This is a genomic window from Sphingobium sp. JS3065 (assembly GCF_026427355.1).
In the GTDB taxonomy this organism is placed as follows: Bacteria; Pseudomonadota; Alphaproteobacteria; order Sphingomonadales; family Sphingomonadaceae; genus Sphingobium.
The window spans coordinates 751998-777966 of the sequence record NZ_CP102664.1; the positions used below are offsets into that span (position 1 = coordinate 751998).

General features: G+C 63.9%; 26 protein-coding genes. 11 read left to right on the forward strand and 15 right to left on the reverse strand.

What is annotated here, in order from left to right; translation table 11 throughout:
- Positions 1-247 precede the first annotated feature (247 nt).
- The 3 genes from mmsB to NUH86_RS03690 form a co-directional block, all read right to left on the reverse strand.
- Positions 248-1132: a 3-hydroxyisobutyrate dehydrogenase gene (mmsB, locus tag NUH86_RS03680; protein ID WP_267251329.1), complete on the reverse strand. Its 885-nt coding sequence runs from the start codon at positions 1130-1132 to the stop codon at positions 248-250.
- A 77-nt stretch (positions 1133-1209) separates the two neighbouring features.
- Complete coding sequence (locus NUH86_RS03685; RefSeq protein ID WP_267251330.1) at positions 1210-2292, reverse strand: enoyl-CoA hydratase/isomerase family protein; 1083 nt, start codon at positions 2290-2292, stop codon at positions 1210-1212.
- Between the two features lie 14 nt (positions 2293-2306).
- Complete coding sequence (locus NUH86_RS03690) at positions 2307-3449, reverse strand: acyl-CoA dehydrogenase family protein (RefSeq protein WP_267251331.1); 1143 nt, start codon at positions 3447-3449, stop codon at positions 2307-2309.
- Positions 3450-3562: 113 nt separating this feature from the next.
- Between NUH86_RS03690 and NUH86_RS03695 the strand changes: the two genes are divergently transcribed.
- The 4 genes from NUH86_RS03695 (at position 3563) to NUH86_RS03710 (ending at position 6941) form a co-directional block, all read left to right on the forward strand.
- Complete coding sequence (locus tag NUH86_RS03695; protein WP_267251332.1) at positions 3563-4441, forward strand: LysR family transcriptional regulator; 879 nt, start codon at positions 3563-3565, stop codon at positions 4439-4441.
- A 105-nt stretch (positions 4442-4546) separates the two neighbouring features.
- Positions 4547-5176, forward strand: a complete 630-nt coding sequence (locus NUH86_RS03700) for a class I SAM-dependent methyltransferase (RefSeq protein WP_267251333.1) — start codon at positions 4547-4549, stop codon at positions 5174-5176.
- Between the two features lie 65 nt (positions 5177-5241).
- Positions 5242-6174: an ABC transporter ATP-binding protein gene (locus NUH86_RS03705; RefSeq protein ID WP_267251334.1), complete on the forward strand. Its 933-nt coding sequence runs from the start codon at positions 5242-5244 to the stop codon at positions 6172-6174.
- Positions 6171-6941 (forward strand): ABC transporter permease, encoded by a 771-nt coding sequence (locus NUH86_RS03710; protein ID WP_267251336.1) that lies wholly within the window; start codon positions 6171-6173, stop codon positions 6939-6941. Before NUH86_RS03705 ends, NUH86_RS03710 begins: the two co-directional genes overlap by 4 nt.
- A 7-nt stretch (positions 6942-6948) precedes the next feature.
- Here the strand turns inward: NUH86_RS03710 and NUH86_RS03715 are convergent, their stop codons facing one another.
- Positions 6949-7404 (reverse strand): universal stress protein, encoded by a 456-nt coding sequence (locus NUH86_RS03715; RefSeq protein WP_267251337.1) that lies wholly within the window; start codon positions 7402-7404, stop codon positions 6949-6951.
- A 202-nt stretch (positions 7405-7606) separates the two neighbouring features.
- On the opposite strand from NUH86_RS03715, the gene NUH86_RS03720 reads away from it, so the two are divergent.
- From NUH86_RS03720 to NUH86_RS03735, 4 genes are read left to right on the forward strand one after another with little or no spacing between them, the layout of a single operon-like run.
- Positions 7607-8917 (forward strand): pyruvate dehydrogenase complex dihydrolipoamide acetyltransferase, encoded by a 1311-nt coding sequence (locus NUH86_RS03720; protein WP_267251338.1) that lies wholly within the window; start codon positions 7607-7609, stop codon positions 8915-8917.
- Positions 8917-9324 carry an acyl-CoA thioesterase gene (locus tag NUH86_RS03725; RefSeq protein ID WP_267251340.1) on the forward strand — a complete coding sequence of 136 codons (408 nt, stop codon included), beginning with the start codon at positions 8917-8919 and terminating at the stop codon, positions 9322-9324. Before NUH86_RS03720 ends, NUH86_RS03725 begins: the two co-directional genes overlap by 1 nt.
- Positions 9325-9351: 27 nt before the next feature.
- Positions 9352-10746, forward strand: coding sequence for a dihydrolipoyl dehydrogenase (gene lpdA, locus NUH86_RS03730; protein ID WP_267251341.1), 1395 nt, complete (start codon positions 9352-9354; stop codon positions 10744-10746).
- Positions 10724-11455, forward strand: coding sequence for a phosphatase PAP2 family protein (locus NUH86_RS03735; RefSeq protein WP_267251342.1), 732 nt, complete (start codon positions 10724-10726; stop codon positions 11453-11455). Before lpdA ends, NUH86_RS03735 begins: the two co-directional genes overlap by 23 nt.
- Here NUH86_RS03735 and NUH86_RS03740 read toward each other — a convergent pair.
- The 11 genes from NUH86_RS03740 to NUH86_RS03790 all read right to left on the reverse strand — a co-directional run bounded on the left by NUH86_RS03740 (position 11336) and on the right by NUH86_RS03790 (position 20715).
- Positions 11336-12769, reverse strand: a complete 1434-nt coding sequence (locus tag NUH86_RS03740; protein WP_267251343.1) for a DUF2142 domain-containing protein — start codon at positions 12767-12769, stop codon at positions 11336-11338. The genes NUH86_RS03735 and NUH86_RS03740 overlap by 120 nt on opposite strands.
- A 256-nt stretch (positions 12770-13025) precedes the next feature.
- Entirely contained in the window at positions 13026-13973 is a 948-nt protein-coding gene (locus NUH86_RS03745; RefSeq protein WP_267251344.1) for a hemolysin family protein, read from the reverse strand.
- A gap of 18 nt (positions 13974-13991) precedes the next feature.
- Positions 13992-14492 (reverse strand): rRNA maturation RNase YbeY, encoded by a 501-nt coding sequence (gene ybeY, locus NUH86_RS03750; RefSeq protein ID WP_267251345.1) that lies wholly within the window; start codon positions 14490-14492, stop codon positions 13992-13994.
- Between the two features lie 134 nt (positions 14493-14626).
- Positions 14627-15631, reverse strand: a complete 1005-nt coding sequence (locus tag NUH86_RS03755) for a PhoH family protein (RefSeq protein WP_013847012.1) — start codon at positions 15629-15631, stop codon at positions 14627-14629.
- 122 nt (positions 15632-15753) lie between these two features.
- Positions 15754-17103, reverse strand: a complete 1350-nt coding sequence (miaB, locus tag NUH86_RS03760; protein ID WP_267251346.1) for a tRNA (N6-isopentenyl adenosine(37)-C2)-methylthiotransferase MiaB — start codon at positions 17101-17103, stop codon at positions 15754-15756.
- A complete protein-coding gene (locus tag NUH86_RS03765) occupies positions 17093-17863 on the reverse strand; it encodes a lysophospholipid acyltransferase family protein (RefSeq protein ID WP_267251347.1) in 771 nt (256 codons plus the stop codon). The genes miaB and NUH86_RS03765 overlap by 11 nt, the downstream gene beginning before the upstream one ends.
- 6 nt (positions 17864-17869) lie before the next feature.
- Positions 17870-18292 (reverse strand): Fur family transcriptional regulator, encoded by a 423-nt coding sequence (locus NUH86_RS03770; RefSeq protein ID WP_267251348.1) that lies wholly within the window; start codon positions 18290-18292, stop codon positions 17870-17872.
- A 122-nt stretch (positions 18293-18414) separates the two neighbouring features.
- Positions 18415-18840: a MucR family transcriptional regulator gene (locus NUH86_RS03775; protein ID WP_267251349.1), complete on the reverse strand. Its 426-nt coding sequence runs from the start codon at positions 18838-18840 to the stop codon at positions 18415-18417.
- Positions 18841-18952: 112 nt separating this feature from the next.
- The gene (locus NUH86_RS03780; RefSeq protein WP_267251350.1) at positions 18953-19432 is read right to left on the reverse strand and encodes a GNAT family N-acetyltransferase; all 480 of its coding nucleotides are present in this window, start codon (positions 19430-19432) and stop codon (positions 18953-18955) included.
- Positions 19429-20055: a tRNA (adenosine(37)-N6)-threonylcarbamoyltransferase complex dimerization subunit type 1 TsaB gene (gene tsaB / locus NUH86_RS03785; RefSeq protein WP_267251351.1), complete on the reverse strand. Its 627-nt coding sequence runs from the start codon at positions 20053-20055 to the stop codon at positions 19429-19431. The genes NUH86_RS03780 and tsaB overlap by 4 nt, the downstream gene beginning before the upstream one ends.
- Before the next feature lie 87 nt (positions 20056-20142).
- A complete protein-coding gene (locus NUH86_RS03790) occupies positions 20143-20715 on the reverse strand; it encodes a NifU family protein (RefSeq protein WP_267251353.1) in 573 nt (190 codons plus the stop codon).
- Between the two features lie 115 nt (positions 20716-20830).
- Here NUH86_RS03790 and NUH86_RS03795 point away from each other — a divergent pair, with 115 nt between their 5' ends.
- The 3 genes from NUH86_RS03795 to NUH86_RS03805 all read left to right on the forward strand — a co-directional run bounded on the left by NUH86_RS03795 (position 20831) and on the right by NUH86_RS03805 (position 25967).
- Entirely contained in the window at positions 20831-21301 is a 471-nt protein-coding gene (locus tag NUH86_RS03795) for a pyridoxamine 5'-phosphate oxidase family protein (RefSeq protein ID WP_267251354.1), read from the forward strand.
- A gap of 280 nt (positions 21302-21581) precedes the next feature.
- Positions 21582-22967 (forward strand): DEAD/DEAH box helicase, encoded by a 1386-nt coding sequence (locus tag NUH86_RS03800; protein ID WP_267251355.1) that lies wholly within the window; start codon positions 21582-21584, stop codon positions 22965-22967.
- 108 nt (positions 22968-23075) lie between these two features.
- A complete protein-coding gene (locus NUH86_RS03805) occupies positions 23076-25967 on the forward strand; it encodes a M16 family metallopeptidase (protein WP_267251356.1) in 2892 nt (963 codons plus the stop codon).
- Positions 25968-25969: the final 2 nt, after the last annotated feature.

The window sequence follows — 25969 nt, forward strand, 5'->3', positions numbered from 1 at the left end:
GGCCAACTCAAGACATTCCTTCTCCCTTGAGGGAGAAGGATACAGAGCCTTGGCGACGAAGGAGCCTAGGCGCAGTTGGATGAGGGGAAGCGGGCCTTCGGCCCGCGCGATCCGGAGGATCGCAACCCCCTCACCCAGCTACGACTAAGGCAGCAAGCTGCCAAGTCTTCGCAGCCCTCTCCCTCCAGGGAGAGGGATAAGGAATGACGGCTCTCCACCCATTTGCGACACAGACGAAGGGAAGCGCTTACTTCCCCTCCAGCATCTCGATCATCAGCGAAAAGTCCCGCGCCGCTTCACCCTGATTGGCGAGCAATTGATAGAGCGATTCCGCCGTATTCCCCATCGGCACGCTCGCCCCGACCGAAGCCGCCGCTTCACTCGCCAGCTTCAGATCCTTCAGCATCAGCCCCACGGCGAAACCGCCCTGATAACCGTTATCCGAAGGACTTTGCGGCCCCACGCCCGGCACCGGGCAATAGCTGGTCATCGACCAGCTCTGCCCCGACGACACGCTGGAAATATCGTAGAAGGTCTGCGGATCGAGACCGAGCTTCTTCGCCATGGCGAAGGTCTCGCAGGTCGCCACCATCGTCGCGCCGAGCAGCATGTTGTTGCAGATCTTGGCGGCCTGCCCATTGCCCGCGCCGCCGGCATGGATCACCGCCTTGCCCATGGCGGACAGGATCGGCCTGGCGCGGCCGAAGGCCTGGTCGGAACCGCCGACCATGAAAGTCAGCGTGCCGCCATTGGCTGCCGCGATGCCGCCCGAAACCGGCGCGTCCACCATCTCGAAGCCCTTGGTGGCGGCGGCTTCCTCTACCCGGCGCGCCGTCGCGACGTCGATGGTCGAGCAATCGAGGAACAGCGCATCCGCCTTGGCCGCGCCGAACACTTCTCCCGAATAGACGGCTTCCACATGTTTGCCCGCAGGCAGCATGGTGACGACCGCATCGGCGCCCGTCACCGCTTCGGCCGCACTCGCGCAGCGCACGGCGCCGGCCTTGACGACCTTGGCCAGGGCCTCTTCCGACAGGTCGAACGCCCGCACGGCAAAGCCGTTCTTCAGCAGGTTGGCGGCCATGCCGCCGCCCATATTGCCCAGGCCGATAAAGGCGATGGTCTGGCTCATTTCAGGCACTCCTCTAGAGCGGTTTCAAGTCAGATGGACGATCTGACGGCTCGGAAATCGTGGAAACAAAGCATGGTTCAACCGCGCAATTCAGGCAGCGGCGTCCATTCCTTTTCCGGCGGCAGGGGCGCGAACAGGCTGTCTACCAGCTCGTCCGTCACATCCTCCGGCCGCGCCGGATTCCATCGCGGCGCATTGTCCTTGTCGAAGATCACCGCGCGCACGCCCTCGATGAAATCGGGGCGGCGGATGACATGATGGCCGATGCGATATTCGTTGCGCATATTGTCGGCAAAGTCGGTAAAGGCCGCGCCCTCCACCATCTGGCGCAGCGCGACCTTGATGGTCTGCGGCGACTTGGTGGCCAGGGTGGCAATCTGCTCCCGCGCCCAGTCCGATCCGTCCGCCTCCAGCGCCGCCAATATCTCCTCGAACCGATCCGAGGCGAACAGGCGGTCGATCCGGTCCCGATGCGCTTCCACGGTCGAGGGCGGCGGCGCGTCGGCCATTTCGTCCAGGATTTCGGCCAGGCCGTCCGGATCGGCAATGATCCGCGCCTTCACCGCCTCCAGCTTGTCCGAGGCCATATAATGAGTGGCGATGCCGATGGCGGCGCAATCCGCGCCCTTGATCCGCGCGCCGGTCGTCGCCAGCCACGTCCCGGTCCGCCCCGGCATGCGCGGCAGGAACCAGCCGCCGCCGACGTCGGGGAACAGGCCGATGCCCGTTTCCGGCATGGCATAGGTGGTCCGCTCTGTCGCGACGCGATAGCGTGCCGGATCGGAAATGCCGACGCCTCCGCCCATGACGATGCCGTCGATGAAGGCGACGATCGGCTTTTCATAGACGAACAGCAGATGATTCATCCGATATTCGATGAAGAAGAACTGCTCCGCCTCCGAACAGTCGCCCTTGGCGCTGTTGGCGATCATGGCGATGTCGCCGCCCGCGCAGAAACCCCGGGAGAGTTTGGGATCGCCATCCGGCGAAGGCGCATGATCCAGCATGACGGCCACCACGCTATCATCCGTCCGCCACGCCAGCAGCGCGTCGATGATAGCGCTGCACATTTCCGTGGTCAGCGCATGGATCGCCTTTGGCCGGTTCAGCCGGATGCGCCCCACGCCATTGTCGATGGAAATCAGAACCTGGTCAGACATATTATCTCCCCCGCTCATTGCCGCAGCATGTCGCGGGCGATGATCATGCGCATCACCTGATTGGTGCCTTCCAGGATCGAATGCACGCGCAGGTCGCGCCAGAACCGCTCGACCGGATAGTCCATCAGATAGCCGTAGCCGCCATGCAGTTGCAGCGCCCGGTCGACCACCGACGATCCGGTGTCGGTCGCCAGCCGCTTTGCCATGGCGGCGAATCGGGTCTTGTCCGGCGCGTTTTCCGTCACCTTGACGGCCGCCGCATAGAGCAGCGTGCGCGCCGCCTGCAGTTCCGTCTCCATGTCCGCCAGCGTGAACTGCGTGTTCTGGAAATCGGCGATGCTCTGGCCGAACTGCTTGCGGTCCTTGGTATAGGTCAGCGCCTCATCGATGCAGCGCTGCGCCCCGCCCAGCGAACAGGCGCCGATGTTCAGCCGCCCGCCGTCCAGCCCCATCATCGCGATGCGGAAGCCTTCTCCCTCGCCACCGACCAGATTTTCCACCGGCACCCGCACGCCGTCGAAATTGACCTGCGCGGTCGGCTGCGAATGCCAGCCGAGCTTGCGTTCCTGCGCGCCGAAGCTGACGCCGGGCATGTCTTTCTCTATGACGAGGCAGCTTATGCCCTTCGGCCCTTCGTCCCCGGTGCGGACCATCACGACATAGATTTCATTCTCCCCGCCGCCGGAGATGAACTGCTTGGAGCCGGTGACGACATAATGATCGCCGTCCTTCACTGCCCGCGTCTTGAGCGCCGCCGCGTCGGAACCGGACCCGGCCTCCGTCAGGCAATAGCTGCCGATCCGCTCCATCGGCACCATGGATGGCAGATATTTGTCCTTCACCGCCTTGCCGCCGAAGCGGTCGATCATCCAGGCGGCCATATTGTGGATGGAGATGAAGGCGCTGGTCGACGGACAGCCATAGGCCATCGCCTCCATGATCAACGCCGCCTCCAGCCGTCCCAGGCCGATGCCGCCAGACTCCTCCGACACATAGATGCTGCCGAAGCCCAGCTCCGCCGCCGCGCGGATGGTGTCGCGGGGGAAAATATGCTTTTCGTCCCACTCCGCCGCATGGGGCGTGATCGCATCGGCGGTGAACCGGCGCGCCATCTCCTGAATGGCCAACTGGTCCTCGGTGAGATCGAACTGGCTCACAAGCTCTCCCTGACGTGCACTTTAAACTTCCCTCTAGATACGATGCGGAATTGCACGCAACAACGCAGTTCTGCATAGCGTCGCAGCGATTTTGCAGATTAAGCGGGCGGCAGATGTTCGATTGGGACGATATCAGGGTCTTTCTGGCGGTGGCGCGCACGCGCAAGATCGCCCCGGCGGCGCGCGCGCTGGGCATCGACGCGACGACGATCGCCCGGCGGCTCGCCCGGCTGGAGCGGACGCTTGGCCCCGAACTGTTCGAGGTGGGGGCAGGGGAGCGTAGCCTGACCGCCTTTGGCCAGGCGCTCCTCAGCCATGCCGAAAGCATCGAGAGCGCGGCGCTCGCGGCGATGGAGGAGGCGACCGGCCGGGAACATCATCTGAGCGGCCAGGTGCGGCTGTCGGTGGCGGAGGGTTTCGGAACATGGGTGCTGGCGCCCGGCCTTGCCGATTTCAGCCGCCGCCATCCCGGCATCCGGCTGGACCTCATCACCGCTTCGGGCTTCCTCAACCCCTCGAAGCGGGAGGCGGACATGGCGGTCATGCTGGCGCGGCCGCAGCGGGGGCGGCTGTCGGTCCGGCGCCTGGGCGATTATCGGCTGCATCTTTATGCCGCGCCCGCCTATCTGGCGCAAGCGGGCACGCCCTGCGACACCGCCGACCTGCGCGACCATGTGCTGGTGGGCTATGTGCCCGAATTCATCTTCTCGCCCGAACTGGATTATCTGGACGAGGTGGAGGCGGGGCTGGAGGCCAGCCTGCGCGCCACCAGCATCAACATGCAGCATCGCATGATCGCGGAAGGGGCGGGGATCGGCGTGCTGCCGGATTTCATCGCCGGGCGCGATGCCGGGCTGACGCCGGTCATGGCCGATCAGGTGGAGATCATGCGCAGCTTCTGGCTCGTCACCCATGGCGACCTCAAGAAACTGCCCCGCATCGCGGCGGTCGCGCTGTGGTTGCAGGAACGTATCGATACCTTGAAAGCGTGAACGCCCTTCGCCAAATGGCGGGAAAGCGTTCCTAAAACCAATCGACGCCGCCTATCAAGCCCGCTAAGGGAGTCTTCATGACACGCAAATGGTCGCATCTCGCTCATGCAGCATAAGTCAAAGTGCAGCCGAGCGGTCGCCCTGCCCAATAGCGAGTTTCGCACCCGTGCGACCGAATATCTGGATTTCCTGGCCGCATGGGTGAAGAAGCCGCGCCAGACCGCATCGGTCGTGCCCAGCAGCCGCTATCTCGCCCGCCTGATGGTCGAGCATATCGCCCCGGAGGATGGCAGGGTGATCGAACTGGACGGCGGCACAGGCGTCTTCACCCGCGCCATATTGGGCACCGGCCTGCCTCCCGAAAAGCTGGAGGTGGTGGAGATCAATCCCGCCTTCGCGCGCGGGCTGCGGCGGCATTTCCCGCATGTGTCGGTCCTGGAAACGCCCGCGCAGATCGTGTCCACCGCGACGGCGGGCGAGGCGGGGGAATATCAGACGGTCATCAGCGGCCTGCCGCTGCTGGCCATGGACCGCCAGATGCATGCCGACATCCTGTCCGAAAGCTTCCGCATGCTGCGGCCGGGCGGGGCGTTCATACAGTTCACCTATTCCATGCGCCCGCCGGTCAGCCGCGAGATTCGGGATGCGCTGGGGCTGGACGTCGTCCGCGTCGGGCAGACGGTCCGCAACTTCCCGCCCGCCACGGTCTTCCGCTTTTTCCGCAAGGGCGAATAGCGCCGGTTGCGCTGCGCGGGCGGCACCCTATCTTTGCGCCTTGAAACAAGGGGGCATCGCCGCGCATGGCGTCCATCATTACGGTTTCCGGCCTGACCAAAAGCTATGCTTCGGGTTTTCAGGCGCTCAAGGGCGTCGACCTGGAGATAGAGGAGGGGGAGATTTTCGCCCTGCTCGGCCCGAACGGCGCAGGCAAGACGACCATGATCTCCATCATCTGCGGCAATGTCCGCCCGACTGGCGGCAGCGTGACCGTGGCGGGGCATGACATCGTGCGCGATTATCGCGGATCGCGCTCCGCCATCGGGCTGGTGCCGCAGGAGCTTCATACCGATGCGTTCGAGCGGGTAATCGACACCGTCACCTTCTCCCGCGGCCTGTTCGGCAAGCCTCGCGACGACGCCCATATCGAAAAGGTGCTTCGCGACCTGTCGCTCTGGGACAAGCGCCACAGCAAGATATTGGAACTGTCGGGCGGCATGAAACGCCGCGTGATGATCGCCAAGGCGCTCTCCCACGAACCGCGCGTGCTGTTCCTGGACGAACCGACCGCCGGGGTCGACGTCGAACTGCGCCGCGACATGTGGAAGCTGATCGGCGAACTGCGCCAGAACGGCGTCACCATCATCCTCACCACCCATTATATAGAGGAGGCGGAGGAGATGGCCGACCGGGTCGGCGTCATCGACAAGGGCGAACTGATCCTGGTCGAGGATAAGACCGCGCTCATGAAGAAGCTGGGCAAGAAGACGCTGACCGTCGTGCTGGCCGAACCGCTGGGCGCTCTGCCGCCGGAGCTTGGCGAATGGCAGGTCGCGCTGAAGGCGGACGGCCATGAAATCGAATATCTGTTCGATACCCAGGCGGAGCGGACCGGCGTGTCGTCGCTGCTGCGCAGGCTGGGCGATCTCGGCATCGGCTATAAGGATATCAATACGCAGCAGAGCAGCCTGGAGGATATTTTCGTCAGCCTGGTCCATCAGGAGAAGGCGGCATGAGCGGCTTCAATTACCGCGCCATCTGGTCGATCTACAGGTTCGAACTGCATCGCTTCCGCCGCACGCTGCTGACCGGGCTGCTGGTGCCGGTGATCACCACCTCGCTCTATTTCGTGGTGTTCGGCGGCGCGATTGGCTCCCGCATGACGCAGATCGACGGCATTCCCTATGCGGCCTTCATCGTGCCGGGCCTCATCATGATGTCGATGTTCACCGAAAGCATCTTCAACGCCAGCTTCGGCATCTATATGCCGAAATTCACCGGCACCATCTATGAACTGCTCTCGGCGCCGGTGTCGGCGGCGGAGACGATCATCGCCTATGTCGGGGCGGCGGCCACCAAGTCGCTGATCGTCGGCACGATCATCTTCGCGACCGCGCATCTGTTCGTCGACCTGCCTGTCGCCCATCCGCTGGCGATGATGGCCTTCATGGTGCTGATCGCGGTCAGCTTTTGCCTGTTCGGTTTCATCCTGGGCATCTGGGCGCAGAGTTTCGAGCAGTTGCAGGTGATCCCGCTGCTGATCATCATGCCGATGACCTTTCTGGGCGGGGCATTTTATTCCATTCACATGCTGGCGGAGCCGTGGCGGACGATCACCCTGTTCAACCCGATCGTCTATCTGATCTCCGGCTTCCGCTGGACCTTCTTTGGGCGGGGCGATGTGGGGATAGAGTTCAGCCTGCTGTTCATCGCGGGGATGCTGGCGCTCTGCCTGGGCGTCATCGGCTGGATGTTCCGCACGGGTTATCGCCTCAAGAAATAGGCATGCCCTAACTCAACCGGTCGATGGCGTCGGCGTCCAGGCCGCCGGGGATGATCATGAGCGGGCAGGGCAGCTTGCCCGCGTCGGCGCCGGCGAAGTGGGAGACGAGGACGCCCGGATGTCCGCTGGCGGCGGCGCCCAGCACCAGGGCGGCGACGTCGTCCATCTCCTCCAGCGTGTGGCGCACGACCGTCACCGGATCGCCCTGCCGCACGGTGATGCTGGGGCGGATGCCCGATTCATCGGTCAGGGTGCCCGCCGCGCTCGTCACCAGCGCTTCGGCGCGTTGCAGCGCCTCATCCTCCATCGTCGCCTGGACGCCGCCCCACTGGACGAATTCGGCGGGCGGGATCAGCGCCAGAATGCGTATCGCGCCAGCCGTCTTGGCGGCTCGCCGGGCGGCGAAGCGAAGGGCGGTTTCCGCCTCGGGCGATTCGTCCACGACAACCAGATATGTCCGCATATCCCGCATCCTCATAGGGGTAACGACCATTTGGCCGGCCTTCCGCGACCAGTTGTTGAACCGATATGGTTAGTCGCGAACCAGGCTGGTGAAATGTGGCCGATAATCGGCTTGCGCGCAAGGCTTGGCTTGACCGGTCATGCCAAAGCGTCGAAACGAAGCCCATTGCCCCATAGCGGATAAAAATGAGAGGCCCTCGTCCATGAGCAAAACGATCCAGATGCCTGCCCTGTCCCCGACCATGGAAGAAGGGACTCTGGCGAAGTGGCTTGTGAAGGAGGGCGACAGGGTTTCGTCCGGCGATCTGCTGGCGGAGATCGAGACCGACAAGGCGACGATGGAATTCGAAGCCGTCGATGAAGGCATCGTGGCCCAGATATTGGTGGCCGAAGGATCGGAAGGCGTGAAGGTCGGCACCGTCATCGCCATCATCGCCGAGGAAGGCGAGGATGCTGCGCAAGCCGCCAGGGCCGAGGCCGCGCCCAAGGCTTCGCCCAAGCCCGACCCCGTTCCTGCCCCCGTTCCCGCCAAGGCGGAGGCAACCGCTCCCGCCCCCGCGCTCAAGGCCGATCCCGTCCCGGCCAAATCCACCGGCAGCCGCGTGAAGGCCAGCCCGCTTGCCCGCCGTCTGGCGGAGGCGAGGGGCCTCGACCTCTCCACCATGACCGGTTCCGGTCCCAATGGCCGCATCGTGAAGGCCGACCTGGAAGGGAGCGCACCCGTCGCGAACGCGGCTGCTCCGGCTCCGGCTCCGGCTCCGGCTCCGGCCACGGCGCCTGCCGCCGCTCCCGTGCCCGCTCCGGCCGTTGCGCAGGATTTCGGCATTCCCCATGAAGTCATCAAGCTCAATGGCATGCGCAAGACCATCGCGCGCCGCCTGACGGAATCCAAGCAGCAGGTGCCGCACATCTACCTGACCGTGGACGTGCGACTCGACAAGCTGCTGAAGCTGCGGAGCGAACTGAACGCCGGTCTGGCGTCGCGCAATGTCAAGCTGTCGGTCAACGACCTGCTGATCAAGGCGTTGGGCGTGGCGTTGATCCAGGTTCCGGAATGCAATGTGCAGTTCGCCGGCGACCAGATGCTTCAATTCCAGCGCGCCGACATCTCGGTGGCGGTGTCTATCCCCGGCGGCCTGATCACCCCGATCGTGACGGGCGCCGACAGCAAGGGCGTCGCCGCGATCTCCACCGCGATGAAGGATCTTGCCAGCCGCGCCAAGGACGGCAAGCTGAAGCCGGAGGAATATCAGGGCGGCACCGCTTCGCTCTCCAATATGGGCATGTTCGGCATCAAGCAGTTCGAAGCCGTCATCAACCCGCCGCAGGGCATGATCCTGGCGATCGGCGCGGGCGAGAAGCGGCCTTTCGTCATCGACGACTCCCTCCAGATCGCGACCGTCATGTCGGCCACCGGCAGCTTCGACCACCGCGCTATCGACGGCGCCGACGGCGCCCGCCTGATGCAGGCCTTCAAGGAACTGGTCGAAAATCCGATCGGAATGCTGGCCTGATGGCCCGGCTGGAAGAACAGCCGCCGGCGGACAGTCCGGCTGTGCGGGTCATCGCCATGCCTGCAGACACCAATCCCTATGGGGATATTTTCGGCGGCTGGCTGATGAGTCTGATGGACTCCGCGGCGGGTTCCGTCGCGGCCCGCCATAGCCATGGGCGCGCGGTGACCATTGCCGTGGAGGGCATGACCTTCCTGCGCCCGGTGGTGGTCGGCGACGAGGTTTCGGTGTTCGCGAAGCTCGTCTCGGTAGGTCGCACATCGATGAGCATCGATGTCGAGGCGTGGCGGCGGACCCGTCATGACGACCGGTCCTATCGCGTGACCAAGGCGACCTTCACCTTCGTGGCGATCGGGGAAGATCGCCAGCCCCGTTCGGTGCCGCCCTTCACTCCCGCGGCTGCGTGACATATTCAAGGAAAAGCGAGTTTGTTCATGGCTGAGAATTACGACGTCATCGTCCTTGGCTCCGGCCCCGGCGGCTATGTGGCCGCGATCCGGGCGGCCCAACTGGGCCTTAAGACCGCCATCGTCGAGCGCGAGAATCTGGGCGGCATCTGTTTGAACTGGGGCTGCATTCCGACCAAGGCGCTGCTGCGTTCGGCGGAAATCTACCATTATATGCAGCATGCCAAGGATTACGGCCTGGCCGCCGAGAAGATCAGCGCCGACATCGAGGCGGTGGTGAAGCGTTCGCGCGGCGTGGCGAAGCAACTCAACCAGGGCGTCACGCACCTGATGAAGAAGAACAAGATCGCCGTCCATATGGGCGACGGCAAGCTGGTGGCCAAGGGCAAGCTCAGCGTAACCAGGGACGGCAAGACCGAGGAACTGACGGCGAAGAACATCATCGTCGCCACCGGCGCGCGCGCCCGCGACCTGCCCTTCGCTCCCACGGACGGCAAGCGGGTGTGGACCTATCGCCACGCCATGACCCCGCCGGAAATGCCCGGCAAGCTGCTGGTCATCGGTTCGGGCGCCATCGGCATCGAATTCGCCAGCTTCTACAACGACATGGGCGCGGACGTGACCGTGGTCGAGATGCTGGACCGCGTCGTGCCGGTCGAGGATGCCGACGTCTCCGCCTTCCTGGAAAAGGCGCTGAAGAAGCAGGGCATGACCATCATGACTGGCGCGGGCGTCGAGAAGCTGGAAGTCGGCGCTAACGGCGTCAAGGCCGCGATCAAGGGCAAGGATGGCAAGGTCGTCAATGGCGAATATAGCCATGTCATCGTCGCCATCGGCATCGTCCCCAATACCGAGAATATCGGGCTGGAAGAACTGGGCGTTAAGACCGAGCGCGGCCATATCGTCACCGATCCCACCTGCAAGACCAATGTCGACGGCATCTGGGCAATCGGCGATGTCACCGCGCCGCCATGGCTGGCGCACAAGGCGAGCCATGAGGGCGTGATCGCGGCGGAGGCGATTGCGGGCCAGCACCCGCATGCCATGGACGTGCGCAACATACCGGGTTGCACCTATTGCCATCCGCAGATCGCCAGCGTCGGCCTGACCGAGGCGAAGGCGAAGGAAGCGGGTTATGAGGTGAAGGTCGGCATGTTCCCCTTCATCGGCAACGGCAAGGCGATCGCCCTGGGCGAGGCGGAGGGTTTCACCAAAACGGTGTTCGACGCCAAGACCGGCGAACTGCTGGGCGCGCATATGGTCGGCGCGGAAGTGACCGAGATGATCCAGGGCTTCACCATCGGCAAGACGCTGGAAACGACCGAGGCGGAACTGATGCACACGGTTTTCCCGCATCCGACCATTTCGGAATCGATGCATGAAAGCGTGCTGGCCGCCTATGGGCGCGCGCTCCATATCTGATCGGCGCAAAGCCGTCGCAAAAGGCGCGGGGGCTTTGGCTCTCGCGCTTTTTTGCGTCTCGATGATGGCGCTGGCGCAGCGGAACGGGTTGCTGGACGGGCTGAATATCCGCCTGATGGAGATAGCCGGGCGAGCGCGGGAGAGTGACATGGGCACGCCCGTCACCTGGATCATGCAACTGGCGTCGACGATCGGCGGAACGGCGGGGCGCCTGGCGTTGCTGGGCGCCTGTTTCGTCGGTCTCTGGCGCGGCGCGCGGCCCCGCGCCTTCTGGCTGCTGTGGACGGTGATTGGCGGGACGCTGCTCAATCTGGCGCTCAAGCAGGTTTTTGCAGCGCCCCGGCCCGATCTGCTGCCGCATCTCGACCTTGTGCACAGCTATAGTTTCCCAAGCGGCCATGCGGCGGGGAACATGATCTTCTTCGGTGCGCTGGCGATACTGGCGGGGCGGGGGTCCGCCTATGCCGGGGCCGCGCTCGCGATTGCGCTGATCGGGATCAGCCGCGTGTGGCTGGGCGTGCACTGGCCCAGCGACGTGCTGGCCGGATGGATCGAGGGGCTGGGCTGGCTGGCGCTTTGCCGCGTCTGGCTACCAGCGAGGCGAGGGAAGGGTGAGGGCGCGGATCAGGCTGCGATGCGGCGGCATGCCGTCGGCGGTGACGAAGCCATGGACCCAGAAGCTGTCGAACACAGTCGCGGCGGCGATTGACAGCAACAGCAGCGCCGATCCGGCGAACAGGACGCGCGCCCACCGCACCGGCTCTTCCGGCATGAACGCCATCAACGCCAGCGGCAGCAGCGGCAGGAAATAGCGCCCCTGCGTCCCCTGAATATAATCCGCCCCCAGCGGCGTCCCGGTCAGATACATGGCCGTTTCGATCAACAGCGCCACCCCCGCGACGATACCAAGCCACCACAGCCTCTGCCCCCAGGAAAAGCGCTCGCCCGATCCGCTGAAGACCGCCGCGCCCAGCATCAGCAACGCCAGCGGATAGGCCATCAACGGCAGCAATATCGCATTCCACCCGAAGCGGCCCACGATCTGGAGCGCATAGACCGGCGCGCGTTCGGCCACGCTGCCAGCCAGCACATGCAGATAGGCGAGGGGATCATGAAGGATCACGGCCAATTGCTCGCCCAGCGGCGCGGTCATGGCCATCTCGCCGGTCTTGCGCGACACGATATGGTAGAGCGCCTGACTGCCCCCGGAAAATTTCATCCAGAACAGGAAGGCCAGCGCGCCTAGCGCCATAGCGGCCAAAATCGCCAGAGCGCGAAAATCGCGCCGCCTCTCAGGCCAGCGCAGCCCAGCGGCCATCAACGGCAGATAGACGCCCTTCGCCAGCGCCAGCAGCGGCGCCGCCAGATACAGCGCAAAACCGCGCCCACCGGTCCATCCCATGAAACCCACACGCAAGGTCAAGGCAAGGCCCAGAAATCCCATGCCATTGATCACCGCGTCAGGCGAAAGCGATCCATTCTGATAACAAAATGTCGGCAACAGCGCGGCGGCCAACATGGCATTCCGGCCAAAGGGAAGAAGACCGATCGCCACACCCAGCAGGATCAGGGAGAAAAGCGCGTTGACGACCCGCCCCGCATAAAATGCACCGAGTCGCGGCAAGCCCAGATGATCCCCAATGGTCAATCCGATCGCACCGGGCGTGTAAAGCGTCGGCGCGTAATTGGCGACATTGGGAAAATCGGCAAAACGCCGCGCATCGCCATGAGGACCGTCCGCCTCCCAGGCCTCCGCCAACATCCCCTTGTCGAAGCTGCGCGGCGTGGAAGACATGCCGGTCGGAAAATGCACGTCATGCAGGTCGACCGCCGCACGCGGCAAGTCCGCGCCGATCATCGCTCCCCGCTGTTCCGTCAGGACACGCCCTTCGGACAGCAGCAGCGCCTTCATATAATGCTGGTTTTCGTCCGGAGCCTGAAAGGGCGGCGTGACGCAGGAAAAGAACAAAGTCGCCACGCAAACCAGCGCGTAGAGCATCCTTTCCCATCCCGTCCATGGCATCGATCGAATCCCCTCCGTCCACGGCGGTGGAGCGCAGGAAGTGGGATTAGGGCCAAGACCGTTAATATATTTCCCAAGAGTGCCAACACCCCAATCCTCCCTACGCGCAGCGTGGGGAGGGGGACCGCCGCTGAAAGCGGTGGTGGAGGGGAAATTCGGAGGTTGCGCTCCATTCCCCTCCACCACGCTTCGCGCGGTCCCCCTCCCCATCTACTGATGGGAAGGATCAGGACAGCCACACCCCCCAAGTGAACCCTCAGCCTTCCTCCTCAACCTCCCGCCCAACCGGCGGATGCAGCCGCAACCGGCTGACCCGGCGTCCATCGCTGGCCAATATCTCCAGCTTCCAGCCGCTTTCCTCATGCTCGATGATTTCGCCGGGTTCCGGAACCCGGCCCGCGATCACGAAGGCCAAGCCGCCCAGCGTGTCGACATCTTCCTCGATATCGGCCAGTTTCTCATCGATCTCCTTGGCGACATCTTCCAGTTCGGCGCGGGCGTCGGCTTCCCATAGGCCGCCCTCCAGCGGGACGAGCATCGCTTCCGGCTCCTCGTCATGCTCGTCCTCGACCTCGCCGACTATTTCCTCGACCAGATCCTCGAAGGTGAGCAGGCCTTCCGTGCCCGAATATTCGTCCAGCACGATGGCCAGATGGGTGCGTTTCGCCCGCATTTCCGCCAGCAGGTCCAGCGCGCCCATGCTTTCGGGCACATAGAGCGGCTGGCGGATCAGCGTTTCGAGGCTGTCGGGAACCGGGGCCTTGCCCGCCAGGATCGCGAAGGCGTCGCGAATGTGGATCATGCCGACGATGGTGTCCAGATTGTCGCGATAGACCGGAATGCGGCTGTGTCCCGCTTCCGCGAACAGGGCGGCAAGGTCGGCGAAACTCGCCTTTTCCTCTATGGCGATGATGTCGGCGCGGGGGACGGCCACGTCGTCGACCGTATGTTCGGAAAAATGAAGGAGGTTGCGGACCATCTGGCGCTCGATCGCCGACAGGTCGCCCTTGGCAGGTGGGGCAGCGCCCTCGTCCTGCTCCTCCTCATCATATTCGTCGAGCGTGTCCTCCAGCTCGCGGCGCAGGCTGGGGCTTTCTTCCTCACCGAATAGCAGCGACTTCAGGCCGCTCCATAAACCGCCTTCGTGGCTACTACTGTCCGGTTCCTTGGAACCGTTGCCGTCCTTCGGACTGCCTTCAGCCATGTTCGTCCATAGTCCCTGTTAGCGATCCCCATAGGGATCGGAAATGCCCAGGCTGACCAGCGATTGCGTCTCAAGAGCCTCCATCGCTTCCGCCTCTGCGTCCTCCATATGATCATATCCCAGCAAATGGAAAGTCCCATGAACGATCAGATGGGTCGCATGATCCGCGACGGAGATGCCCTTTTCGGCCGCTTCGGCGGCGCAAACCCCCTCCGCCAGCACGATATCGCCCAATATCACCTCGCCGTCGTCGGTGTTGGCGGTGGCTTCCAGCAAGTCGGCCTGCACCATCGGGAAGGACAGGACGTTGGTCGGCTTGTCCTTGTCCCGATAGGCGCGGTTGAGTTGATGGACCTCCTCGTCGCTGGTCAGCTTCACCGCGACCTCGTACAGCGCGTCGTCCGCCGCGAAGGCGGCATAGGGGCTGTGCATGATCGCCGCGACGACGGCGCGCTGGGCCAGCAATTCCCAATCGATATCCGGCCACCCCTGATCATGGAGCACGGCAACTTCAATCATGATAACAGCTTCCGTTCGTTTCGAGCCCTTCGACTGCCTGGCAAGGCAGGCGATCAGGACAGGTCAAGGTCGAGACATGGCAAGGGTCTAAAAATCGTCTCTCGACTGGACTCGAAACGAACGGCTTTTGAATGTCAGGCATCAGGCCCCTCATAGGCCTGGACGATCCGGCCTACGACCGGATGGCGGACGACATCGCCGATGCCGAAGGGCACGACGGAAATGCCGTCCACCCCCTCCAGCCGCGTCACGGCGTCGGCCAGCCCCGAAATGCCCGGCTGTGGCAGGTCGACCTGACGCGGATCGCCGCAGATCACCATGCGGCTGCCCTCGCCGAAGCGGGTGAGGAACATCTTCATCTGGGCGATGGTGGTGTTCTGCGCCTCGTCCAGCACGATGAAGGCGTTGGCCAGCGTCCGTCCGCGCATGAAGGCGAGGGGGGCGATCTCGATCTCGCCCGACGCGATGCGGCGCTCGACCTGCTCGGCGGGCAGCGTGTCGTACAGCGCGTCGTAGATCGGGCGCAGATAGGGGTCGACCTTCTCCTTCATGTCGCCGGGCAGGAAGCCCAGCCGCTCGCCCGCCTCGACCGCGGGACGCGAAAGGATCAACCGGTCGACGCTGCCGGTGATAAGCTGGCTCACCGCCTGCGCCACCGCCAGATAGGTCTTGCCGGTGCCTGCCGGGCCAAGCGCGAAGATGATGTCGTTGCGGGTCAGCGCCTCCATATAGGTCACCTGCGTCGCGGAGCGGGGGACGATGGTCTTCTTGCGCGTGCGGATCATCACCTTGGGCGGTTCGGCCACGTCGTGGCGGATGATGCCGTCCAGGGTCGGTTCGGAGGACATGGCGATGACCGCCTCCACCGCGCCGCTGTCGATTTCCTGCCCTGCCACGATGCGGTTGTAGAGGCCGGTCATGACGTCGCGGGCGCGGGCGGCGGCTTCCGCCTCGCCCTCGATCTGGAGCTTGTTGCCGCGCGCCGCGATATAGACGCCCAGGCGGTTTTCGATCGCGACGAGATTCTGGTCATATTGGCCGAACAGCGCGGTCAGCAGATGCGGGCGGTCGAAAACGACCTCCAGCCGGGCGCGTTCAGCAACGTCGGTGCGATGGTTCTGGTTCGGTTTCTTCGACATTCAGCAGCCTCCCTTCCCTATAGCCATATCCGCGTGGGCGGATATCCATCTCCTGTCCTTTATGCCTGGCGGACAGGCCGGGAGATGGGTTCCCGACTGCGCGGGAACGACTTTGAGTTGGTTCAAGCGGCCTTCCTCCTGCTGGGTTCGCCGGCCAGACTGTTCGGGCCGGCGCTGATGATATCGACTTCGATCATGTCGCCGATGGAAAGTTCCGGTGCGGTGACATGGACGGACTGGAGCCACGGCGTCTTGCCGATCAACTGGCCGGGATGGCGACCCTTGCGCTCCAGCAAGATATCGGTGGTGCGCCCGACCGTGGCGGCGTTGAACTCCACCTGATGCCGGTTGATCACCGCCTGAAGGCGCGCCAGCCGTTCGTCCATCACCTCGGCCGGAATCTGATGATCCATGTCGGCCGCAGGGGTGCCCGGACGCGGGCTATATTTGAAAGAATAGCATTGCGCATAGCGCACTTGCTCGACGATCTTCAGAGTATCTGCGAACTCCGCCTCGGTCTCCCCAGGGAACCCGACAATGAAATCCCCAGACAGCGCCATATCGCCACGACATTCACGGACTCGCTCGATAATGCGAAGATAGCTGTCGGTGCTGTGACTGCGGTTCATCGCCTTCAATATGCGGTCATTGCCCGATTGAACCGGCAGATGGAGAAACGGCATCAGCTTGGGCTCGTCGCCATGCGCCGCGATCAGCCCGTCGTTCATATCGTTGGGGTGGCTGGTGGTGTAGCGGATGCGCTTCAACGCATCGATCTTCGCCAGCTCGCGCACCAGCCCGTCCATTCCCTGCATCCGGCCCTTGCCGTCCTCGCCCGTCCAGGCGTTGACATTCTGGCCCAGCAACGTGATCTCCCGCACCCCGCCGTCGACCAGCGCCTTCGCTTCATCCAGGATGGCGGACCAGCTACGGCTGATTTCCGCGCCCCGCGTATAAGGGACCACGCAATAAGTGCAGAATTTGTCGCACCCTTCCATGATCGTCAGGAAGGCGGTAGGCCGCGCCTGCTTGGTGCGGCCGGGCAAGGCGGCGAATTTCGACGCCAGCGGCATGTCGGTATCGACGGCCTGTTCGCCGCGACCCGCCTTGTCGATCAGGTCGGGCAGGCGGTGATAGGCCTGCGGGCCGACGACGATGTCGACATTGCGGGCGCGGCGCTGGATTTCGCTGCCCTCCGCCTGCGCGACGCAGCCGGCGACGGCGATCATCGGGCGACTGCCATCCTCCCGCGTCATGCGCCCGATGTCGGAATAGACCTTGTCCACCGCCTTTTCGCGGATGTGGCAGGTGTTCAGGATGACCAGATCGGCCTCAGCCCCCTCCGCGGCGGCGGTCATGCCGCGTGTCCCAAGCATTTCGGCCATGCGCTCGCCATCATAGACGTTCATCTGGCAGCCGAAGGATTTGACGTGGAAAGTCGCTGGAGTCTTTTGGGCGTCGTTACGATTCATGCGGTCCAGCTATACAGGGCGTCGCGTCGGAGTGAAAGCGCGCGATGCTGGCGGCGATTCTTTCCCGCGTCATCGTCGCCAGCGCCTTGCGATCCGGGCAGATGGCGGGGTCGAACGGTTCCAGGAAGCGCAGCGTGACGTCCAGCCTGCCCTTGCGTTCCAGCAGCCTTTTGACATTCGCGCCCGCCGGTTCGTCGCTATGCCAACTGATCTCGGCGGTGGCGGGGCCATAATCGATGTGGACAGGCTGAATCCGCACGGAGCGGGGAGGGGGCAGAAGAACGGCCAGCAGGGAAGGCTTGAACGGCAGCAGGCCGGTGCCGTCGCTGGTCGTGCCTTCGGGGAAAAGCGCGATCGGCTGATGCCCGGCGAGCGCGGCGCGCAAGGCGCCGAGCTGCGATGAAAGCGCGCCGCGCCGGTTGCGGGCGACGAACAGCGTGTTGTTCTGCGCGGCGAGCCAGCCGATGACCGGCCATCCCGCTATGCCGTCATGCGCGACGAAGGCCGATCCGGTCGCGCCGCCCAGCGCCAATATGTCGACCCAACTGACATGATTGGCGATGATGAAACTGTCGCCATGAAAGGGATGCCCCTCTATCCGCACGCGGGCGCCGACGGATCGCGCCGCCATGCCCAGAAAGCGGCGCGGCCAGGGTGAATGCCGCCGCCCGGCGGCGCGCCATAACAGGTGCAAAGGAAGGCAGAGCAGCAGGCTGGCGGCCAGCGCTCCGGTGCGCGCGATGCGGCGAAGTCCGGTCAAGCCGCCTCAGTTCTTGCGGTCGAGCGCGACGCCGTACAGTTCCATCCGATGGTCGACCAGACGGAAGCCCAGTTTCTCCGCGATCTGCTTTTGCAACTGTTCCAGTTCGGGGTCGACAAATTCGATCACATTGCCGGTTTCCACATCGATCAGATGGTCGTGATGGGATTCGGGAGCCGCCTCATATCGGGCGCGGCCGTCACCGAAATCATGACGGTCCAATATGCCCGCTTCTTCGAACAGGCGGACGGTACGATATACGGTGGCGATGGAAATGCCCGGATCGACCGCCGCAGCGCGCCTGTGCAGTTCCTCCACATCCGGATGGTCGGTGGCGTCGCTCAGCACCTGGGCGATGACGCGGCGCTGTTCCGTGATGCGCAGGCCCTTTTCATGGCAAAGGGCTTCGACGTCGATCTTGCGGTTCATGCAGGCTCACTTGGCTGAAATGTGCGTAACTCGGATGAGAGCCTAGCGGCTTTTCCCCTGGTATAAAAGGGGCGCGCCGCCGGCGCACCCCTCATATGGGCTTTTCCCTGTAATCCTCGCGCTTATTTGGGAGCGCGCACGCGGCGGCGCTTGGTGCCCAGGCCGATCTTCTTCGCCAGGTTGCGGCGCTGTTCGGCATAGTTGGGGGCGACCATCGGATAATCGGCCGGCAGGCCCCACTTCGCCCGATAATCCTCCGGCGTCATCTGATAATGAGTCATCAGGTGGCGCTTCAGCATCTTCAGCTTCTTGCCGTCTTCCAGGCAGATGATGTAGTCCGGCTTGATCGATGAACGGACCGATACGGCAGGTTCCGGCTTCACTTCCGGCGTGGCGGCCGGCGTGGCCAGGCCTGCAAGCGCGGCGTGCACATTCTGGATCAGGGTAGATACGTCGGAGACGGCGACACTGTTGTTCGAGACATGGGCCGCGACAATGTCCGACGTTAAAGTAATGAGCAATTCGCTCTGCGCTGATTCGATTTCCATTTCTTTTCCCTGCGAAGGCTATTGATTGTGCGACCCGCCCAAGGAAAATCATTTCAGGAGCGGTACGGGTCAGCTATACCCATGGTTTCTTTTTTGCAAGGGCGTATTTAAGTCATCTAAGCATATCGATACGAAAGCTTAGCGCATCATGAAGTTGTCCATCGTTGCCGCGATAGTAACCGGGTCGGCGGTGTACATATTCGAAACCCGCTTTTTCATATAGCCTTATTGCGGTATTGGACGCGCGGACTTCCAGATTCATCGACGTAATGCCCCGCTTGCGCGCCGTGCCGAGGCTGTCGAGCAGCAGGGCCTCCCCAATGCCCCGCCCGCGCCAGAGCGGGCTGACGGCCAGCAGCAGCAGTTCGCATTCGTCCAGCACGGAGCGGACAAGGGCAAATCCCAGCGGCGCGGCGTCGACGCGGGCGATGGTCAGCCAGGTGCCGGGCATCGTCATCACCCCGGCGAGTTGGGGCAGCGTCCATGCTTCCCCGAAGACGGGATCGAAGGCGCGGGCCATCACGTCCATGGCGTCGCTCATCGCGTTGCGCTCGCCTTCTTCATAGGTGTCGAGGGCGAGGCCGGGGATCATGACGGCGCCCGATCCGCCATCGGACGCGCATCGGCGTCGCGGCAGTAAATGGGGGACGGGGGAAGCGGAGGAAGCCCGGCGATCAGCGGATAGTCGGCGGCGTCGGGATAAAGGCTGATTGCCGCGCCATGGCCGCGTGCCGTCACCAGCGCTTCGGCTCCGGTGCCGTAAAATAGCGGATGGGCAAGTTGCTGCGCCAGTGCGGCGATCGGCGTGGAGGCGGGGCTGGTTAGAGGCTCCAGCCCTTCCGCAGAGAATTTCTGCCAGAACAGTTCGCCATGGCCCCCGGTGATGGTGACGACCAGTTCGCCCTCCTGGTGCCCGTCCACTGCCTTTGCTGCGATCAGGCTTGGCGCGCCGTAGCCGTGCAGGGGGACGCCCCAGGCCAGCGCCAGTGCGCGGGCGGCGGCGATGCCGATGCGGACGCCGGTGAAGCTGCCGGGGCCGACGTCGACGGCGATCGCGTCAGCCTTGCCACCGTCGGGCATTGCGGCGATGGCGGGCAGCAGCGCCTCGGCATGGCCGCGCCCGACGATTTCGTGAAAGTGGCCGATCAGCGCGCCGTCATCGAGCAGCGCCACGGACAGCGCCTGCGTCGCGGTGTCGATGACCAATATGCGCAAAGAAAACCCCTGTGGATCGCTCGCCCGATGCGATGCGTAAATCAGCGGTTAGTCGATCGGCGCAGGTTTGCCAATCGGCCCCCGGCGTCAGACGGCGCGAACGTCGGTCACTTCGGGGACATAATGTTTGAGCAACTGTTCGATGCCGTTTTTCAGCGTCGCGGTGGAGGATGGACAGCCCGAACAGGCGCCCTGCATCCGAAGATAGACGGTACCCTTGTCGAAGCCGCGATAGATGATGTCGCCCCCGTCGTTCGCCACCGCCGGGCGGACGCGGGTATCGATCAGTTCGCGGATTTGCGCGACAATTTCCGCATCTTCGGGATCGTCGGCGAATTGCTCCTCTTCCGGTACGAAGATGTCACCGGCCGAACCCGGCGCGAAGAGCGGCATATTGGCCGAGAAATGTTCCAGCAGGATCGAGAGGATGTCGGGTTTCACATCGCTCCATTGCACGCCCGGCGCGACGGTCACGGAAATGAAGTCGCCGCCGAAGAACACGCCCGTCACGTCGCCCAGGCCGAACAGCGCATCGGCGAGCGGAGAGGCCTCCGCCTCTTCCGGCGTGGCGAAATCGCGGGTGCCCATGCCCATGACCACGCGGCCGGGAATGAATTTGACGGTGGCCGGATTAGGCGTCGCTTCGGTCTCTATCAACATGCGCGTTATGTGGAGAGAAGAGTGCGCAAGATCAAGCTTTCGTGCTAAATTGCGTGTCGGAACTTCGCTTGATGCCCTCGATTGAGTCCCGCTTGAGATCGAATGGAGAGAGAAGATGAGCAATGAGGCCGAAATCCGCCATCGTTTCTGGACAGAATTGTCGCAAAGCCCCTTTGTGATGATCGGTTTGCAGGGATCGCATGAGCATAGCATGCCGATGACCGCGCAACTCGATCCCGGCGCAAGCCATTGTTTCTGGTTCTACACCACGCGGGAGAACCGGTTGGCGGCGGGTGGCCCCGCCATGGCGCAATTCGTCGCCAAGGGTCATTTTCTCTTCGCCTGCATCGACGGCACGCTGGTCGAGGAGACTGATCCGGCGGTGATCGACCGCTATTGGACCCATGAGGTGGCGACCTGGTATGCTGGCGGGCGGCAGGATCCGCATATGATGATGTTGCGTTTCGATCTGGGGCACGCGGAAATCTGGCGGGCGGACATGTCGCTGGGCGGCATGTTCCGGCAGTTGTTCGGCGGTGATGTCCGTGAAGAAATGCGCAGCAAGCATGTGGAAGTGACGCTTTAGGGGATCGAAAAAGGCATATCGTCATTCCCGCGAAAGTCGGGATAACGAACATATCTTGCTTTTTCCCGACATTCCCGCCATATGCGCTGCAACGCAGCAGTTGGGCTTGATGCCCTTTCAGCGATTGGTAGCGTGATCGCTCCGGCCAAATGGCATCGGGGCCGGCCAATGAAAGTCTGCGCCAAGCTTTGAGGCTTCCCTTTTCACGCGGGTCGTTTCGTAACCCGCCTTGCGTCCCGGCCATGCCGGAGGACGCCGTGGCTGACTTCGTGAGTATGATATGCAATTTACCGACCTTGGCCTTGCCGAGCCGATCCTGAAGGCGCTCGCCGCCAAGAAATATGGTTCCCCCACGCCGATCCAGGCGCAGGCCATTCCCGTCTTGCTGAAGGGCAAGGATCTGTGCGGCATCGCGCAGACCGGCACGGGCAAGACGGCGGCCTTCGCGCTGCCCAGCCTTGACCATTTCGCCCGCAATCCCAAGCAGACGCCGCTTCAGGGCTGCCGCATGCTGGTGCTGTCCCCGACCCGCGAACTGGCCGCACAGATCGCGCAGAGCTTCCGCGACTATGGCCGCTTCATGAAGCTGTCGGTGGAGGTCGTGTTCGGCGGCGTGCCGATCAACAAGCAGATTCGGGCGCTGGGCCGCGGCGCCGATATCGTTGTCGCGACGCCGGGCCGTCTGCTCGACCTGATCGACCAGCGCGCCTTCACCATCAAGGATACGGAGATTTTCGTCCTCGACGAAGCCGACCAGATGATGGACATGGGCTTCATCCACCCGTTGAAGCGCATCGCCAAGCTGCTGCCGAAGGATCGGCAAAACCTGTTCTTCTCCGCCACCATGCCGGGCGAGATCGAGGCGCTTGCCAGCCAGTTCCTGCATGATCCGGTAAAGGTCAGCGTCGCGCCGCAATCCACCACGGCGGAACGGGTGCGCCAGCAGGCGACCTTCGTCAACCAGATGGAGAAGCAGGCGCTGCTGAACCTGACGGTCAAGAGCGAGGATATCGACCGCGCGCTGATCTTCACCCGGACCAAGCATGGCGCAGACCGGGTCGTGCGCTTCCTGGAAGGGGCGGGGATTCAGGCGGTCGCGATCCATGGCAACAAGAGCCAGGCGCAGCGGACCGCCGCCTTGCAGGCTTTCCGCCATGGGCATGTGAAGCTGCTGGTGGCGACCGACATCGCGGCGCGGGGGATCGACGTTTCAGGCGTGTCCCACGTCATCAATTTCGAGCTGCCCAATGTGCCGGAGCAATATGTCCACCGCATCGGCCGCACCGCGCGCGCGGGTGCGGAAGGGATCGCGATCAGCTTCGTGGCGGATGATGAGCGGCCCTATCTGAAAGCGATCGAGCGGACGGCGAAGGTGAAGCTGGAGATCATGCCGCTGCCGGAGAATTTCGTGGAGGCGGTGCGCAACCTTCCCAAGGCCGCGCCGCCGCGCAAGGGGCGCGAGCAGACGCCGGAGCAGAAGACCAAGCGCGCCGATGGCCAGCGCCGTTATCAGGACCAGCAGAAGCAGCAGCGCGGCAGCGCCGAGCGGGCGCACCGGCCCGATGGCGAGGCCGCCAAGCCCGCGAAGAACAATTTCCACCGCCGCCGCAGTGGAAGCGGCGTTGGCGCGCACAAGGGCGCCGTGCAGAAGACCGGCGGGCGGTAAGTCGTAGAATTTCGTGTTCCTGCGCGGGCAGGAGTACGCTGCGCCTTGTTTCTGGCCACTGATGTTTGTCAGTGGCCATTCAGGAAAATCTCTTTAGGCTGCACGGCCATGAGCTTTTCCTTCCGGCGTTCCGCCGCTTCGCTGTCCGTTCTCGCCTTGCTGCTTTCGGGAATGTCCGTGCCCCTCGGCGCGAAGACGGACCCGAATGCCGCGTCCGCCGCGCCGGGTTCGACCAAGGCGCAGGTCAGGCCCTGGCTCTATGAGAATAGCGACGTGCCGATCGATCCGGCATGGCGGTTTGGCGAGCTTTCCAATGGCCTGCGCTATGCCATCCGGCGCAACGGCGTGCCGCCGGGCCAGGTTTCGGTCAGGCTGCGGATCGACGCCGGTTCGCTGATGGAGCAGCCCGACGAACTGGGTTACGCCCATTTCATGGAGCATCTGACGTTCAGAGGCTCCCGCCATGTTCCCGACGGGGAGTCCAAGCGCATCTGGCAGCGGCTGGGCGTCACTTTCGGCAGCGACAGCAATGCGCAGACGACGCCGACTGGAACCACTTACGCGCTCGACCTGCCGCAGGCGACGCAGACCAGTCTGGGCGAGAGCCTGAAAATCCTGGCCGGCATGATGATCGATCCCAATATCGTGGACAGCGCCGTCAATGCCGAGCGCGCCGTGGTGCTGGCTGAAAAGCGGGAGGGCGACGGGCCGCAGATGCGGATTTCCGACGCCACGCGCAGACATTTCTTCGCCGGGCAGCCACTGGCCGACCACAGCCCCATCGGCACGGTGGCGACGCTGAACGCGGTGACGGCGGCGAAGATGGAGGCCTTTCATCAGCGTTGGTATCGGCCGGAAAATGCCGTCATCTCGATCGCGGGCGACATCGATCCGGCGATGGCCGAACAGTTGATCAAGGATAATTTCGCGCCCTGGACCGTGCCCGGAAAGGGTGCGGCGCTCCCCGATTTCGGGGAACCCGACGCCAAGGCGCCAGCGACCAGGGTAACGGTGGAACCGGGCGCGCCGACCGGCCTCACCATGGCCTGGTTGCGGCCATGGAAGCCGCGCGCGGACACCATCGTCTACAACCAGGACAAGCTGACCGATATGCTGGCGCTGCAGATCATCAGCCGCCGCCTGGAGCAGGCGGCGCGGGGTGGCGGCAGTTTCCTGCAGGCCAGCGTGGATCAGCAGGATGTCAGCCGATCCGCGGACGGCACCTTCGTCACCATCGTGCCCACGGGCGAGAATTGGGAAAAGGCGCTGGGTGACGTCCGCGCCATCATAGAGGACGCCAAGGCCGGTCCGCCGAGCCAGACAGAAATCGACCGCGAATATGCGCAGATGGACACGGCGCTCGCGATCCAGGTCGAAAATGCAGATACCGAATCGGGCGCCAAGCAGGCCAGCGATCTGGTGAGCGCGGTCGATATCCGCGAGACCACCGTCAGCCCGCAGGCCGCTCTGGACATTTTCCGTTCGGGCAAGCAGGCGATGACGCCGCGCAAGATATTGGATTCGACGCGGCGGCTGTTTTCGGCGGGCGTGTTCCGGGCGCAATTGATCACCGGCAAGATATTGCCCGGCGTCGACGCGAAGCTGGCGGCGGCGGTCGCGGCTCCCGTCAAGGCGGCGACCAATGCGCGGCTGGGCGACAAGGTGGTGACCATGGCCGACCTGCCCAGTCTGGGCGCGCCGGGCCAGGTCGTTTCGCGCACGCCGGTCGGGCTGCCGGGGATGGAAAGCATCAGCTTTTCCAATGGCGTGAAGCTGACCCTCTTCGCCAATGATGCGGAGACGGAGAAGGTGCGGATCAATGTCCGCTTCGGCCATGGCCAGCAGGCTTTCTCTCCGACCCGACCAGTGCCCGGCTGGGCCGCCGATTATGCGCTGGTGGCGAGTGGGATCGGCAAGCTCGGCCAGCGGGAGTTGGACGACCTGACCAATGGGCGGCGCATGGGAATGGACTTTTCCATCGATGACGATGCCTTCGAATTGCAGGCGGTGACGCGACCGGCGGACTATAAGGACCAGCTTCAGTTGTTCGCGGCCAAGCTGTTCGCGCCTGGATGGGATCCGGCGCCGATTGCGCGGGTCAAGACCGGGGCGGGGGTCGCCTATGATGCGATGGCGCGGGCGCCGGATTCCGTGCTGGCGCGAGATCTCAACTGGTTGCTGCGCGACAAGGATGTCCGGTTCCGCACCCCGTCGCGGGCGGAGATTGACGGGCTGACGCCGCAGGCCTTTCGGGCGACCTGGGAACCGCTGCTGGCTTCAGGACCGATCGAGATTCAGATTTTCGGGCAGGTGAAGGCGGATGACGCGATCGCGGCGGTTGCGTCGACCTTCGGAGCCTTGCCGTCGCGGCCCGACGTGCCGGTTCCGGCGGCGAACAAGCGGATGCGGTTTCCCGCCCATGTCGAGGCGCCGGTCGTGTTGCGGCACAAGGGCGACAAGGAACAGGCGGCGGCGGTTATGGCCTGGCCTACGGCGGGCGGTTTTGCGCTGAGCAAAGAGGCGCGGCAGTTGGAAATACTGACGCAAATCTTCAACGACCGGCTGTTCGACAAGTTGCGCTCGACCGAGGGGGCGGCCTATTCGCCCAGCGTCCAGAATAGCTGGCCCTTTTCCTATGAAAGCGGCGGCTATATCCTGGTGACGAGCCAGGTAAGGCCGGATCGCGTCGAATATTTCTACGGCGTGGTGAAAGAAACGGCGGCCGATCTCGCCGGGAATCCGGTGACCGAGGATGAATTGCAGCGGGCCGTCGCGCCGATGCGGCAATTGCTGATGCGTGCCGGGACCGGCAACGCCTTCTGGATGAACCAGATGGAAGGGGCCACCCATGATCCGCGCTATATTCAGGCGATGCAGACCATGGCGCAGGATATGTTGACCGTCACCCCGGCCGATATCCAGCTTCTGGCGGCCAAATATCTGGTGCCGGGCAAGAGCTGGTCGGCGGTGGTCCTGCCGGAAGGGGTGACTGCCCGATAGGC